Source organism: Humibacter ginsenosidimutans (assembly GCF_007859675.1).
Lineage (GTDB): Bacteria > Actinomycetota > Actinomycetes > Actinomycetales > Microbacteriaceae > Humibacter > Humibacter ginsenosidimutans.
Window position 1 is genome coordinate 629,960 of the sequence record NZ_CP042305.1, and the last position, 12,269, is coordinate 642,228.

A 12,269-nucleotide genomic window follows, 5' to 3' on the forward strand; every position below is an offset into this window, starting at 1 on the left:
TCGGGCGGCGGCGACGTGCCGGACGACGACGGTCGCATCTGTCGGATGCGATGGCATCCTGCGTCATGGGGACGAGGAGAGAGCCGATAGACTCGAGCCCGTGATCGACTACGTCGACACGGGGCTAAGCGCCAACTCCGTGCCGTATCTCGACGCTCTCGAACAGCAGCGTGCCGTGCACGCCGCCGTTGTCGACGGGCGGGCGCCAGACACCGTCATCCTTCTCGAACACGAGTCCGTCTACACGGCGGGCAAGCGCACCGAGGCCTCCGAGCGGCCGTTCGACGGCACGCCGGTGATCGACGTCGACCGCGGCGGCAAGATCACCTGGCACGGGCCCGGTCAGCTCGTCGGCTATCCGATTCTGAGGCTGCCGGACCCCATCGATGTCGTCGGCTACGTGCGGCGCCTCGAAGGCATGCTCATCGACGTGCTCGCCGAGCTCGACGTCGACGGCCACCGGGTCGATGGTCGCAGCGGCGTGTGGGTCTCCCAGGACGGGCCGGATGCGAAGATCGCGGCCATCGGCATCCGGGTCGCTTCCGGCGTCACGATGCACGGCTTCGCACTCAACTGCAGCAACGACCTCGAGCCGTACGACCACATCGTGGCGTGCGGCATCCGCGATGCCGGCGTGACCACGATCTCGCGCGAGCTCGGTCGCACGGTGACTCCGCAGGATGCCGCGCCGCTGGTGCGCGCGCACTTCGACTCCGTGATCGGTGTGGTCGCATGACCGCGGCACCCGACGGACGCAGACTGCTGCGTCTGGAAGCACGCAATGCCGAGACGCCGATCGAACGCAAGCCCGAGTGGATCAAGACCCGTGCGCGCATGGGGCCCGAGTACACGCAGCTGCAGCAGCTCGTGAAGACCGAGCAGCTGCACACCGTGTGTCAGGAGGCGGGCTGCCCGAACATCTACGAGTGCTGGGAAGACCGAGAGGCCACGTTCCTCATCGGCGGCAGCCAGTGCACCAGGCGATGCGACTTCTGCCAGATCGACACGGGCAGACCGGCGGCGTTCGACGCCGACGAGCCGCGCCGCGTCGGTGAGAGCGTGACGACGATGGGCCTCCGCTACGCGACGGTCACGGGTGTCGCACGGGACGACCTCCCCGACGAGGGAGCCTGGCTCTACGCGGAGACGATCAGGCAGATCCACGCGCAGTCCCCCGGCACGGGTGTCGAGATCCTGGTGCCCGACTTCAGCGGTCGCCCCGAGCACCTGCAGCAAGTGTTCGACGCCGCCCCCGAGGTGTTCGCCCACAATGTCGAGACGGTGCCGAGACTCTTCAAGCGGGTCCGTCCCGCTTTCCGGTACGAGCGTTCGCTCGATGTGATCACGCAGGGCCGCGCGGCCGGCATGAACACGAAGTCCAACCTCATTCTCGGCATGGGCGAGACCAGAGCCGAGGTCAGCGCGGCATTGCGCGATCTGCACGAAGCGGGCACGGACATCCTCACCATCACGCAATACCTGCGGCCGAGCCCACGCCACATGCCCGTCGACCGATGGGTGCGGCCGGAGGAGTTCGTCGAGCTCAAGGCCGAGGCTGAGCAGGTCGGATTCCTCGGTGTGCTCGCCGGCCCACTCGTGCGCTCGTCGTATCGAGCAGGCCGGCTGTGGGCGCAGTCGATGACGGCGAAGGGACGACCTATTCCCGAGGCCATGAGCGCGTTGGCGGATGCCTCGCTCGGCTTCGCGCAGGCGGTGGGCTGACGTGGCGCGAGCCTGCGCCCACGCCGTGAAGACCGCCGCCGCGAGCCGGTATCCTTTTCACCATGGCACGTAAGGACTCCGCTGCGACGAAGGAACCCGGCCGCATCAAGCAGATGTGGCAGGTGTTCCAGATGACCCGCCGCTACGACCCTCGGGCGCAGTGGTACATGCTGGGCACGCTTCTGCTCGGTGCGGTCATCGGCGTTGTGCTCGCGCTCACGCTCACCGGCGGCAACGTGTTCTCCGTGGTGCTCTGGATCGTGGCGGGTGTGCTCCTGGGGGCTCTCGGCGCGATCATCGTGCTCGGACGCCGTGCGGAGCGGGCCGCGTATTCGCAGATCGAGGGACAGCCGGGCGCCGTCGGTGCGGTGCTGCGCAGTTCGCTGAAGCGCACGTGGCGCGGCAGCGAGATGCCGGTGGCGGTCAACGGCCGAACCCGCGATGCCGTCTACCGCGCCGTCGGCCGCGGCGGCATCGTGCTGATCGGCGAGGGGCCGGCCACGCGCACGCGCAAGATGGTCGAGGACGAGAAGCGCAAGATCGCGCGCATCGTCCCGAACGTCGCCATCACGGTGTTCAGCGTCGGACCCGATTCCGACGCCGTGCCGCTGCACAGGCTCGCCGGCCGCATGGCGAAGATCAAGACCTCTCTCACGAAGCCAGAGGTGCTCGCGGTCGACAACCGCCTGAACTCGCTCGGCACGCAGATGCCGATCCCGAAGGGCGTCGACCCGATGAAGGCGCGCCCGCAGCGCGCCCGCTGACGCGGCGCCTCCGGACGACCGCTCAGGCGCGGAGCAGGAGCGTTCCCGCCACCTTGTCGTGAAATCCGCGCTGGTCGGAATCCCACACCACGGCGGGAACGACGATGCAGAGCAGAACGGTGCGCACGAGTGGGCGCCATAGACCGACCCATCCGCCGTTGAGTGCTACCAGACGCAGTCCGACGATCCGGTGTCCGATGCTCCCGCCGATCGTCGGGATGAAGACGTACTGCAGAAGCGCGAAGACGCCGAGCGTCGCCCAGCCGTCGTAGTGGAAGAACGCGAACGACAGCAGGCTCGCGATCGCCCAGTCGATGATGAGACCGAGGATGCGCCGACCCGGTCTGGCCACGGACCCCGGCCCGCTCTGCGGTGCGCCGAGGCGCTCACCGGGATAGCTGCTGGGCGCGAGATCGCCGAAATGGCGCGGATCGGAGGAGCTTGGCACCGGGCGAGTCTATCGTCGCTGCGCTCCTCAGCCCCTCCATCGCTTCAGCCATGTGAGCGAGCTCACGTGGCGTTCGGCTCAGTCGCCACGTAACATCCCGGAAACAATCGCGATACGGTGGGGAAACCGCCCGCGCCTAACCTGTCCACGGTTGCCCGCGCAGCCATGACTCCCACTCGTCACTTACCTGGAGCAACCACATGTTCAGTGATTCTTCCGAGGTGCTCAAGTTCATCAAGGACACGGACGTCAAGTTCCTCGACATCCGGTTCACCGATCTTCCCGGTGTGCAGCAGCACTTCAACATCCCCGCCTCCACTGTCGACGAGGAGTTCTTCTCCGTCGGTCAGCTCTTCGACGGTTCGTCGATTCGTGGTTTCGCGTCGATCCATGAGTCGGACATGCAGCTGATCCCCGACGTGTCGACTGCGTATGTCGATCCGTTCCGGGCCGAGCGCACGTTGATCATGGTGTTCGACATCTTCAACCCGCGCAATGGTGAGGTGTACAGCAAGGACCCGCGTCAGGTGGCGAAGAAGGCGGAGAAGTACCTGGCTTCCACGGGTATCGCGGACACGGCGTTCTTCGCTCCGGAGGCCGAGTTCTACATCTTCGACGACGTGCGTTACGAGGTGAAGCAGAACGCCGCGTTCCATATCGTCGATTCGGAGGAGGCGGCCTGGAACTCCGGTCGTATCGAAGAGGGCGGCAACCTCGGCAACAAGACTCCGTACAAGGGTGGCTACTTCCCGGTCTCGCCGGTGGACAAGACCGCCGACTTGCGGGACGACATCTCGCTGAAGCTGATCGACGCAGGCCTGGAGCTGGAGCGCGCGCATCATGAGGTGGGCACCGGTGGTCAGCAGGAGATCAACTACCGGTTCGACACGATGGTGCACGCGGCCGATGACATCCTGAAGTTCAAGTACATCGTGAAGAACACGGCAGAGCAGTGGGGCAAGACCGCCACGTTCATGCCGAAGCCGCTCTTCGGCGACAACGGGTCGGGCATGCACACCCACCAGTCGCTGTGGAACGACGGCAAGCCGCTGTTCTACGACGAGGCCGGCTACGGCGGCCTGTCCGACGTGGCCCGCTGGTACATCGGCGGTCTGCTCAAGCACGCCGCATCCGTGTTGGCGTTCACGAACCCGACGGTGAACTCGTTCCACCGCCTGGTCCCCGGCTTCGAGGCACCCGTCAACCTGGTGTACTCCGCCGGCAACCGCTCGGCCGCGATCCGTATCCCGATCACCGGCACGAACCCGAAGGCCAAGCGCATCGAGTTCCGTGCACCTGACGCTTCCGGCAACCCCTACCTCGCGTTCGCAGCCCAGCTGATGGCCGGCATCGACGGCATCCGCAACCGCATCGAACCCCACGAACCGGTCGACAAGGACCTCTACGAGCTGCCGCCAGAGGAGGCCAAGAGCATCCCGCAGGTGCCAGGCACCCTGGATGCCGTTCTCGACGCACTCGAAGCCGACCACGACTTCCTCACCGTGGGCAACGTCTTCACGCCCGAACTGATCGAGACCTGGATCGACTACAAACGCGAGAAAGAGATCAAACCCCTCGCACAGCGTCCCCACCCGTTCGAGTTCGAGCTCTACTACGGCGTGTAGCCCGCACCGGCGCACCGAGAGCGGGCCGCCTCCCCACGGAAGGCGGCCCGCTTTCGTCATCTCCGGGGCTATGCCGCGAAGCGGTTCCGCGGGAGGACCGGGCTCAGGAGTCGTAGAAGTTGCGCTCGAAGACCGTTCTGGCGCGACGCGTGACGGCGAGGTACTCCTCCTCGAACAGCGTCGCGCAGCCTCGTGGATGTCCGAGGAGGCGGGCGATCCCGTCGAGCGCCTTACGGTCGGCTGGCAGCACATCAGAGGTCTTGTCTGCCCAGAGCGTGAGCGCACTTCTGGCCCTGGATGCCAGCAGCCAGGCATCGCGAAGCCGCTCGGCATCCGCTCGCTCCAGATACCCGAGGTCGACGCACGCCGACAGCGCCTCGAGCGTCGATGTCGTGCGCAGCGCCGCCGCATCGTGAGCGTGCTCTAGCTGCTGCAGCTGGACGAGCCACTCCACGTCGCTGAGCGAGCCCCTGCCGAGCTTGAGGTGGCGGGTCGGGTCCACGCCCTGCGGCAACCGCTCGTTCTCGACCCTGGCCTTGATGCGCTTCACCTCGCGCACATCCTTGTCGCCGATGGCGATCGGGTAGCGAACCTCGTCGGCGAGCTCGCCGAAGTCGTCGAGGAGCGTGCGGTCCCCCGCCACACCGCGGGCCCGCAGCAGGGCCTGCGCCTCCCAGGTCAGCGACCAGCGCCGGTAGTACGCGCGGTACGACTCGAGCGAGCGGGCCGGTGTGCCGTTGCGACCCTCGGGACGCAGATCCATGTCGAGATCGAACGGCAACCTGGCGTCCTCCGTCAGCCGCTTCAGCTCGGCGACGTATTTCAGCGCTGCGGTGTGCGTGGCATCCGGGTCGGCCCCCTCGCGCGGCCGGAACACGTAGATCACGTCGGCATCGGAGCCGAAGCCGAGCTCGCGTCCGCCGAAGCGGCCCATCGCGATCACCGCGAACTCGATCGGGGCGGGCTCCGCAGCACGGATCGCCGTCAAGACCCCTGCGATCGTGATCTCCGAGATGTCGGTGAGCGCGTGGGCGATCTCCTCCACCGTGCCGACATCGAGGATGCCCGCGAACGCCAACCGGAGCATCTCGCGTCGCCGAACGGCCCGAATCGCCCGTGCGGAGGCATCCGGATCGTCGTACCGGTCGAGGATGGCCGCCACCTCGTCGTCGAGCGCCTTGCGGGAGCGCGGGCGGAGATTGTCGTCGTCATCGAGCCACGCCACGCTCTCCGGGATCAGCCCGAGCAGCTCCCCCGCGAAGCGCGATCCGGCAAGGATGCGGGTGAGGTGTTCCGCCGCCCCTGACGAATCGCGAAGCATGCGCAGGAACCAGTGAGTCGATCCGAGGTCCTCGCTCAGCCTGCGGAAGGTGAGCAGGCCGTAGTCGGGATCGGCGCCGTCGGCGAACCACTGCAGCAGCACCGGCAGCAGCGTGCGCTGAATGGCCGCGCGGCGCGAGACGCCTGCCGTGAGCGCGGCGATGTGCCCGAGCGCCCCGTGCGGATCAACGAACCCGATGGCGGCGAGGCGAGCCTCGGCCTGCTCGCCGGTGAGCGTCGCCTCGTCGCCGGGCAGCGCGGCCACCGCGGCGAGCAACGGCCGATAGAACAGTCGTTCGTGCAGACCGCGCACGCGGCGTTTGACGTCGCCCCACACGGCGACGAGCTCACGAGCGCCCGCGGCAAGCCCGGTGCCGCGGGCCAGGGTGCGAAGCTGGTCCTCATCGCGCGGCATCAGGTGCGATCGACGCAGCTCACGGAGTTGGATGCGGTGCTCGAGCAGACGCAAGACGCGATAGTCCCTGGCGAACTCCGCCGCTTCCTCACGCCCGATGTAGCCGCCGGCAGCCAATGCCTGCAGGGCCGGGAGCGTGCCTGCAACACGCACCGAGGCATCCGTGTGGCCGTGCACGAGCTGGAGCAGCTGCACCGTGAACTCGATGTCGCGCAGCCCGCCTGGACCGAGCTTCAGCTGTCGGTCGACCTCGTCGGCCGGGATGTTCGCCGTCACCCGTTCGCGCATGCGCTGCACCGAATCGACGAAGCCGTCCCTGGCAGCACTCGCCCACACCGCGGGCGTCAACGCCGCGATGTACCTGTGCCCCAACTCGACGTCGCCCGCGATGGGGCGGGCCTTCAGCAGTGCCTGGAACTCCCAGTCCTTCGCCCAGCGTTCGTAGTACGCGAGGTGGGACTCCAACGTGCGAACCAGCGCGCCGTCCTTGCCCTCAGGGCGCAGGTTGGCATCGACCTCCCAGAGCGGAGGCTCGATCTCCATCGAGTCGATGCCGCGCATGGTCAGGGAGGCGAGCCTCGTCCCGACGTCGACGGCCCTCGCGGCGGAGACGCCGGCGTCGTCGTCGCCCTCGACCACGAAGATGACGTCGACGTCGCTGAGGTAGTTGAGCTCCTCGGCGCCCGTCTTTCCCATGCCGATCACCGTGAGCTTGGTGCCTGCGACGTCCTGAGGCGAGAAGCCGCCGGGACCCGCGGTCGACGCCGTGTGCCGAGCCGCCGCGAGCGACGCATCGAGCGCGGCCCCCGCCAATGCGGCGAGGGTTCTCGCCACGGCATCGAGACCGCTCACCGGATCCGCCTGGGTGAGGTCGTGCAGGGCGATCTCGGTCAGTCGGGTGCGGTAGCGCACGCGAAGTGCGCGCCACGCGTCCTCGCCGTCGAGGGATGCGACACCGTCGCGTGCGCCGACCGCATCGAGCAGGTCTGTGCGCAACTCGGCCTCCGTGGGCAGCACATCCGCCGGATGCCCGAACACGGCGAGTGCGTCCGGCGCGCGGCAGAGGAACTCGGCCAGCCCGCTCGAGGAGCCGAGCACGAGAAGGAGCCGTTGCAGGGCATCCTCATCGGTGAACGTCGCGGCCGCCTCGTCCGGCCTCCTGTGCAACAGCTCGAGCAGCCGTTCGAGTGCGGCATCGGGGTCTGCGGCCTTCGTGATGGCGCCGATCACGACGGTGGGCGCGGGTCCGCCGAGCGACTGCACCTCGTCGAGTCTGGCCCTCGCGTCGGACAGTCCTACGAAGCCCGCCCTGGCGAGCTCGGTCAGCGTGATCGACGGCATGCGCGCCCGGCGAGCGTCACAGGATCTCGAGGTTCGTGCGCAGCTCGTAGGGAGTGACCTGCGCGCGGTACTCCTGGAACTCACGACGCTTGTTGGCGAGCACATACGAGAAGACCTGCTCGCCGAGCGTCTCGGCCACGAGCTCGGACTCCTCCATGCTCTGCACCGCCTGCTCGAGGCTGGCGGGCAGCGGGTTGAAGCCGAGTGCCCGCCGTTCACCGTCGCTCAGGGCCCAGACGTCGTCTTCCGCCTCAGGGGGCAGCGGGTATTCCTCCTCGATGCCCTTGAGGCCTGCGGCGAGCAGCAGCGAGAACGCGAGGTACGGGTTGGAGGCCGAGTCGATCGCGCGGTATTCGACACGTGCGCTCTGTCCCTTGCCCGGCTTGTAGAGCGGAACGCGCACCAGGGCGGAGCGGTTGTTGTGGCCCCAGCAGACGTAGCTCGGCGCCTCGTCACCGCCCCACAGCCGCTTGTACGAGTTGACGAACTGATTGGTCACCGCGGTGATCTCCGGCGCGTGGTGCAGAAGCCCCGCGATGAAGTGCCTGGCCACCTTGGAGAGCTGGTATTCGGAGCCGGGCTCGTAGAACGCGTTGGTGTCGCCCTCGAAGAGAGACAGGTGGGTGTGCATGCCGCTTCCCGGCTGCCCGGTCAGCGGCTTCGGCATGAAGGTCGCGTACACGCCCTGCTCGATGGCGACCTCCTTGATCACGGCGCGGAACGTCATGATGTTGTCCGCGGTGGTGAGCGCATCCGCGTAGCGGAGGTCGATCTCGTTCTGGCCGGGGCCGCCCTCGTGGTGGCTGAACTCCACGGAGATGCCGAGATCTTCGAGCATGCGCACGGACCGGCGGCGGAAGTCGTGCGCCGTTCCGCCTGGAACGTTGTCGAAGTATCCGGCGGAGTCGACGGGCACAGGTCCGCCCTCGCCGAACTGCGATGACTTGAGGAGATAGAACTCGATCTCGGGATGCGTGTAGAACGTGAACCCGCGATCCGCCGCCTTCTCGAGCGTGCGACGCAACACGTTGCGCGGGTCGGCGACAGCGGGCTCGCCGTCGGGCGTGGAGATGTCGCAGAACATGCGGGCCGTCGGATCGATCTCTCCCCGCCAGGGCAGGATCTGAAACGTCGTGGGGTCGGGATGGGCCAACAGATCGGACTCGAACGTCCTGGTGAGACCCTCGATCGCCGACCCGTCGAAGCCGAGACCCTCTGTGAACGCGCCCTCGACCTCGGCGGGTGCGATGGCCACCGATTTCAGCGTGCCGACGACGTCTGTGAACCAGAGTCGTACGAACTTGACGCCGCGTTCCTCGATGGTGCGGAGCACGAAGTCGCGCTGCTTGTCCATGCGGTCCCCTTCCTCGTGGTCCAAGGCTACTGGGTGGCGTGGCTAGACTGGCCGCCATGGCTGACCAGGCAAGCGGATCGTCGTCCAACCCTGTCGAGGAGCGGCCCTACGGCGGCACCCCAGAGGGGCCGAAACGAGTGCGAACCCGGCACTTCCAGAACGCGAAGGCCAACGGCATCAAGATCACGGGCCTGACCAGCTACGACATGCTGAGCGCCCGCATCTTCGACGAGGCCGGCATCGACTTCCTGCTCGTCGGAGACTCCGCAGGCAACAACGTCTTCGGATACGACACCACCTTGCCCGTCACCGTCGACGACCTCATCCCGCTCACCAGAGCCGTGGCGCACGCCGTCACTCGCGCATTCGTGGTGGCCGACATGCCCTTCGGCTCTTACGAGACCGACGTGCAAGACGCGCTGCACACAGCGGTGCGCTTCATGAAGGAGACCGGCGCCCACGCCGTCAAGCTCGAGGGCGGGCGGCGCAGCGCCAAGCAGATCCGTCGCATCGTCGATGCGGGCATCCCCGTCATGGCGCACATCGGGTACACGCCGCAGAGCGAGCACCAGCTGGGCGGACACATCATCCAGGGTCGGGGCGATCGCGGCATCGACGATCTGCTCGCCGACGCTCACGCCATCGAGGAGGCAGGTGCCTTCGCCGTGGTGCTCGAGATGGTGCCCGCGGATGCCGCCGCCCGCGTCACGGAGGAACTCACGATCCCGACGATCGGTGTCGGTGCCGGCCCGCACGTCGACGGCCAGCTTCTGGTCTGGACGGACTGGGCGGGCTTCACGACGGGACGCGTGCCACGCTTCGTTCGGCAGTATGCCGATCTCAAGGGTGTGCTCGGGGAAGCGGCGCAGCGCTACAAGGCCGACGTCGAAGGCGGCGAGTACCCCGGCCCCGAGCACAGCTACTGAGCAGTGCCTCGGCCGATGGCGCGTCAGGAGTCCTTGGCGTCTTCTTCGGCCCAGCGTGCGCTGTTCTCGCGGAGCGTCTCGAGCGCGTGCTCGGCCTCTTCGTGCGTATCGAACGGTCCGACTCGGTTGGGCGCCGGTGACTTGAACCCCTGCTCGACCTGACCGGTCTTGAGGTTGTACCAGTACTTGTGCTCGATGTCGTTCGGGAACGGCTCAGCCATAAGCTTGATCCTATGCCCAAGGACTCCTCCGGCCATCTGATCCCCGGTCGCGTTTCGCCGAGACGCCCCGTGCCCGCCGACATCCCCCGCCCCGAATACGTCGGCAAGCCGGGACCGACGCGCGACGATCGCGGCGACGTCTATTCGGCAGAGGAGATCGAGCTGATCCGCGAGTCGGGGCGCATCGCGGCGCAGGCCATCGCGCTCGTCGGTGAGCACGCGGTGCCGGGAACGACGACGGAGCAGCTGGATGTCCTCGCCCACGATTTTCTCGTCGACAACGGCGCGTATCCGTCCACCCTCGGCTACCGGGGCTATCCGAAATCGATCTGCTCGTCGGTCAACGAGGTCATCTGCCACGGCATCCCCGACGACACGGTGCTCGAGGACGGCGACATCGTCAACATCGACATCACGGCGTTCAAGAACGGATTCCACGGAGACAGCAACCAGACGTTCATCGTCGGGCAGGCATCCGACGACGTCAGCCTGCTCGTCGAGCGCACGCGCGAGGCCATGAACCGCGGCATCAAGGCCGTCGCCCCCGGCCGGCAGGTCAACGTGATCGGGCGCGCCATCGAGTCGTATGCCAAGCGATTCGGGTACGGAGTGGTGCGCGACTTCACCGGGCACGGCGTCGGCCGCGCATTCCACTCGGGGCTGATCATCCCGCACTACGACTCCGCCCCCGCCCACGACACCGAGATGGTGCCTGGCATGGTGTTCACCATCGAGCCCATGCTGACGCTCGGCGGGTACGACTGGGACATGTGGGCGGACGACTGGACGGTCACGACGAAAGACAAGTCGATCACGGCGCAGTTCGAGCACACCTTGGTGGTCACCGAGCGAGGCGCAGACATCCTGACGCTCCCCTGACCGGTAGATTCGGTGCATGACCTCCACGACGGCAATCGGCATCGACATCGGCGGCACGGGGATCAAGGGAGGGATCGTCGACCTCAGCACGGGTGAGCTGGTGAGCGACCGCGTCAAGCTCGCGACGCCGAAGGGCGGTGAACCCGACGGCATCCTCGAGGTGACCAAACAGGTTCTCGACGCGCTCGGCGGCGACGCCGAGAGCAACCCGGTCGGTGTCTGCTTCCCCGCGATCGTCAAGAACGGCCGCACCATGTCCGCCGCCAACATCTCCAAGAAATGGGTGGGCCTCGAGGCGGAGAAGCTCTTCGAGAAGACACTCGGTCGCGACATCCTGTTCGTCAACGACGCCGACGCCGCGGGCTACGCGGAGACCGAGTTCGGTGCGGCGAAGGATGTCGACGGTCTCGTCATCCTGACCACCCTCGGCACGGGCATCGGGTCCGCTTTGATCTACGACGGAATCCTGGTGCCGAACGCCGAGCTCGGACACATCGAGATCGACGGGCACGACGCGGAGAGTCGCGCTGCGTATTCCGCCAAGGAGCGCGAAGACCTCGACTGGGAACACTGGTGCAAGCGGCTCACCAAGTACTACCGGACCGTGGAGTTCCTCTTCTCCCCCGATCTGTTCGTCGTGGGCGGCGGGGTGTCGAAGCACTGGGACGAGTTCGGCGACCTGATCGACATCGAGACGAAGATCGTGCCGGCCGTGCACCGCAACAACGCCGGCATCCTCGGTGCTGCGGCACTCGCCGCTCGGGGCCACCACCGTCGCACCACGGCAGCCGAGTAGTCGGCTCGCCGCTGCCGTTAGCAGGCTTCCGGGGTTCAAGGGAACGGGCCGGCTGATACGCCGGGTTCTGTCCGGACGTGCCGCGCCGTTCGGTGCGGTCGTCGTGGACGGCCATCTATCTCGGGGCCGCGTTGCCGCGACCCTCTAGCGGTCTACCCGGAAACGAGACGAGCAGCCTCATGGTTTCCTGTCTGACCTTGCTCCGGACGAGGTTTGCCGAGCCGGCCGGGTCACCCCGGTCGCTGGTGGTCTCTTACACCGCCGTTTCACCCTTACCCGCGCACGCGCGGGCGGTCTGTTTTCTGTGGCACTGTCTCGCGGGTCACCCCGGGTGGGCGTTACCCACCGTCCTGCTCTGCGGAGCCCGGACGTTCCTCGGCGACACCCATCACGAGAATGGATGCCGACGCGACCGTCTTGCCAGCCCGTTCCGTGTTCCAGGGTATCGGAACGCGGGC

General features: G+C 67.2%; 11 protein-coding genes and 1 other RNA gene. 7 read left to right on the plus strand and 5 right to left on the minus strand.

Features of this window, described 5'->3' with window-relative positions; all coding sequences use genetic code 11:
- Window positions 1-100: 100 nt before the first annotated feature.
- From lipB to FPZ11_RS03040, 3 genes are all read left to right on the plus strand, one after another.
- Window positions 101-736 carry a lipoyl(octanoyl) transferase LipB gene (lipB, locus tag FPZ11_RS03030; RefSeq protein ID WP_246846503.1) on the plus strand — a complete coding sequence of 212 codons (636 nt, stop codon included), beginning with the start codon at window positions 101-103 and terminating at the stop codon, window positions 734-736.
- The gene (gene lipA / locus FPZ11_RS03035; RefSeq protein WP_146318257.1) at window positions 733-1,722 is read left to right on the plus strand and encodes a lipoyl synthase; all 990 of its coding nucleotides are present in this window, start codon (window positions 733-735) and stop codon (window positions 1,720-1,722) included. The genes lipB and lipA overlap by 4 nt, the downstream gene beginning before the upstream one ends.
- Window positions 1,723-1,784: 62 nt before the next feature.
- Window positions 1,785-2,486: a DUF4191 domain-containing protein gene (locus tag FPZ11_RS03040; protein WP_146318259.1), complete on the plus strand. Its 702-nt coding sequence runs from the start codon at window positions 1,785-1,787 to the stop codon at window positions 2,484-2,486.
- Window positions 2,487-2,508: 22 nt separating this feature from the next.
- Here the strand turns inward: FPZ11_RS03040 and FPZ11_RS03045 are convergent, their stop codons facing one another.
- Entirely contained in the window at window positions 2,509-2,934 is a 426-nt protein-coding gene (locus tag FPZ11_RS03045) for an RDD family protein (protein ID WP_146318261.1), read from the minus strand.
- 200 nt (window positions 2,935-3,134) lie between these two features.
- On the opposite strand from FPZ11_RS03045, the gene glnA (FPZ11_RS03050) reads away from it, so the two are divergent.
- Entirely contained in the window at window positions 3,135-4,559 is a 1,425-nt protein-coding gene (gene glnA / locus FPZ11_RS03050; protein WP_146318263.1) for a type I glutamate--ammonia ligase, read from the plus strand.
- A 103-nt stretch (window positions 4,560-4,662) separates the two neighbouring features.
- Here glnA (FPZ11_RS03050) and FPZ11_RS03055 read toward each other — a convergent pair whose 3' ends face one another.
- Window positions 4,663-7,635, minus strand: a complete 2,973-nt coding sequence (locus tag FPZ11_RS03055) for a bifunctional [glutamine synthetase] adenylyltransferase/[glutamine synthetase]-adenylyl-L-tyrosine phosphorylase (protein WP_146318265.1) — start codon at window positions 7,633-7,635, stop codon at window positions 4,663-4,665.
- Window positions 7,636-7,651: 16 nt separating this feature from the next.
- Entirely contained in the window at window positions 7,652-8,989 is a 1,338-nt protein-coding gene (gene glnA, locus FPZ11_RS03060; RefSeq protein ID WP_146318267.1) for a type I glutamate--ammonia ligase, read from the minus strand.
- A gap of 56 nt (window positions 8,990-9,045) precedes the next feature.
- Between glnA (FPZ11_RS03060) and panB the strand changes: the two genes are divergently transcribed.
- Window positions 9,046-9,915 carry a 3-methyl-2-oxobutanoate hydroxymethyltransferase gene (gene panB / locus FPZ11_RS03065; RefSeq protein WP_146318269.1) on the plus strand — a complete coding sequence of 290 codons (870 nt, stop codon included), beginning with the start codon at window positions 9,046-9,048 and terminating at the stop codon, window positions 9,913-9,915.
- Window positions 9,916-9,938: 23 nt separating this feature from the next.
- Here the strand turns inward: panB and FPZ11_RS03070 are convergent, their stop codons facing one another.
- A complete protein-coding gene (locus FPZ11_RS03070; RefSeq protein ID WP_146318271.1) occupies window positions 9,939-10,136 on the minus strand; it encodes an SPOR domain-containing protein in 198 nt (65 codons plus the stop codon).
- A 12-nt stretch (window positions 10,137-10,148) separates the two neighbouring features.
- Between FPZ11_RS03070 and map the strand changes: the two genes are divergently transcribed.
- Together map and ppgK are read left to right on the plus strand one after the other, a co-directional pair.
- Window positions 10,149-11,015: a type I methionyl aminopeptidase gene (gene map / locus FPZ11_RS03075; protein WP_146318273.1), complete on the plus strand. Its 867-nt coding sequence runs from the start codon at window positions 10,149-10,151 to the stop codon at window positions 11,013-11,015.
- Between the two features lie 16 nt (window positions 11,016-11,031).
- Complete coding sequence (gene ppgK / locus FPZ11_RS03080; protein WP_146318275.1) at window positions 11,032-11,811, plus strand: polyphosphate--glucose phosphotransferase; 780 nt, start codon at window positions 11,032-11,034, stop codon at window positions 11,809-11,811.
- Window positions 11,812-11,851: 40 nt separating this feature from the next.
- Here ppgK and rnpB read toward each other — a convergent pair.
- An RNA gene (rnpB, locus tag FPZ11_RS03085) (RNase P RNA component class A) lies at window positions 11,852-12,239 on the minus strand.
- Window positions 12,240-12,269 lie beyond the last annotated feature (30 nt).

Excerpts from the sequence above, each read along its gene's own strand:
- lipA (WP_146318257.1), top strand. The coding sequence starts at position 733 with ATGACCGCGGCACCCGACGGACGCAGACTGCTGCGTCTGGAAGCACGC.
- FPZ11_RS03040 (WP_146318259.1), top strand. The coding sequence starts at position 1,785 with ATGGCACGTAAGGACTCCGCTGCGACGAAGGAACCCGGCCGCATCAAG.
- glnA (WP_146318263.1), top strand. The coding sequence starts at position 3,135 with ATGTTCAGTGATTCTTCCGAGGTGCTCAAGTTCATCAAGGACACGGAC.
- FPZ11_RS03055 (WP_146318265.1), bottom strand. The coding sequence starts at position 7,635 with ATGCCGTCGATCACGCTGACCGAGCTCGCCAGGGCGGGCTTCGTAGGA.
- glnA (WP_146318267.1), bottom strand. The coding sequence starts at position 8,989 with ATGGACAAGCAGCGCGACTTCGTGCTCCGCACCATCGAGGAACGCGGC.
- panB (WP_146318269.1), top strand. The coding sequence starts at position 9,046 with ATGGCTGACCAGGCAAGCGGATCGTCGTCCAACCCTGTCGAGGAGCGG.
- FPZ11_RS03070 (WP_146318271.1), bottom strand. The coding sequence starts at position 10,136 with ATGGCTGAGCCGTTCCCGAACGACATCGAGCACAAGTACTGGTACAAC.
- map (WP_146318273.1), top strand. The coding sequence starts at position 10,149 with ATGCCCAAGGACTCCTCCGGCCATCTGATCCCCGGTCGCGTTTCGCCG.
- ppgK (WP_146318275.1), top strand. The coding sequence starts at position 11,032 with ATGACCTCCACGACGGCAATCGGCATCGACATCGGCGGCACGGGGATC.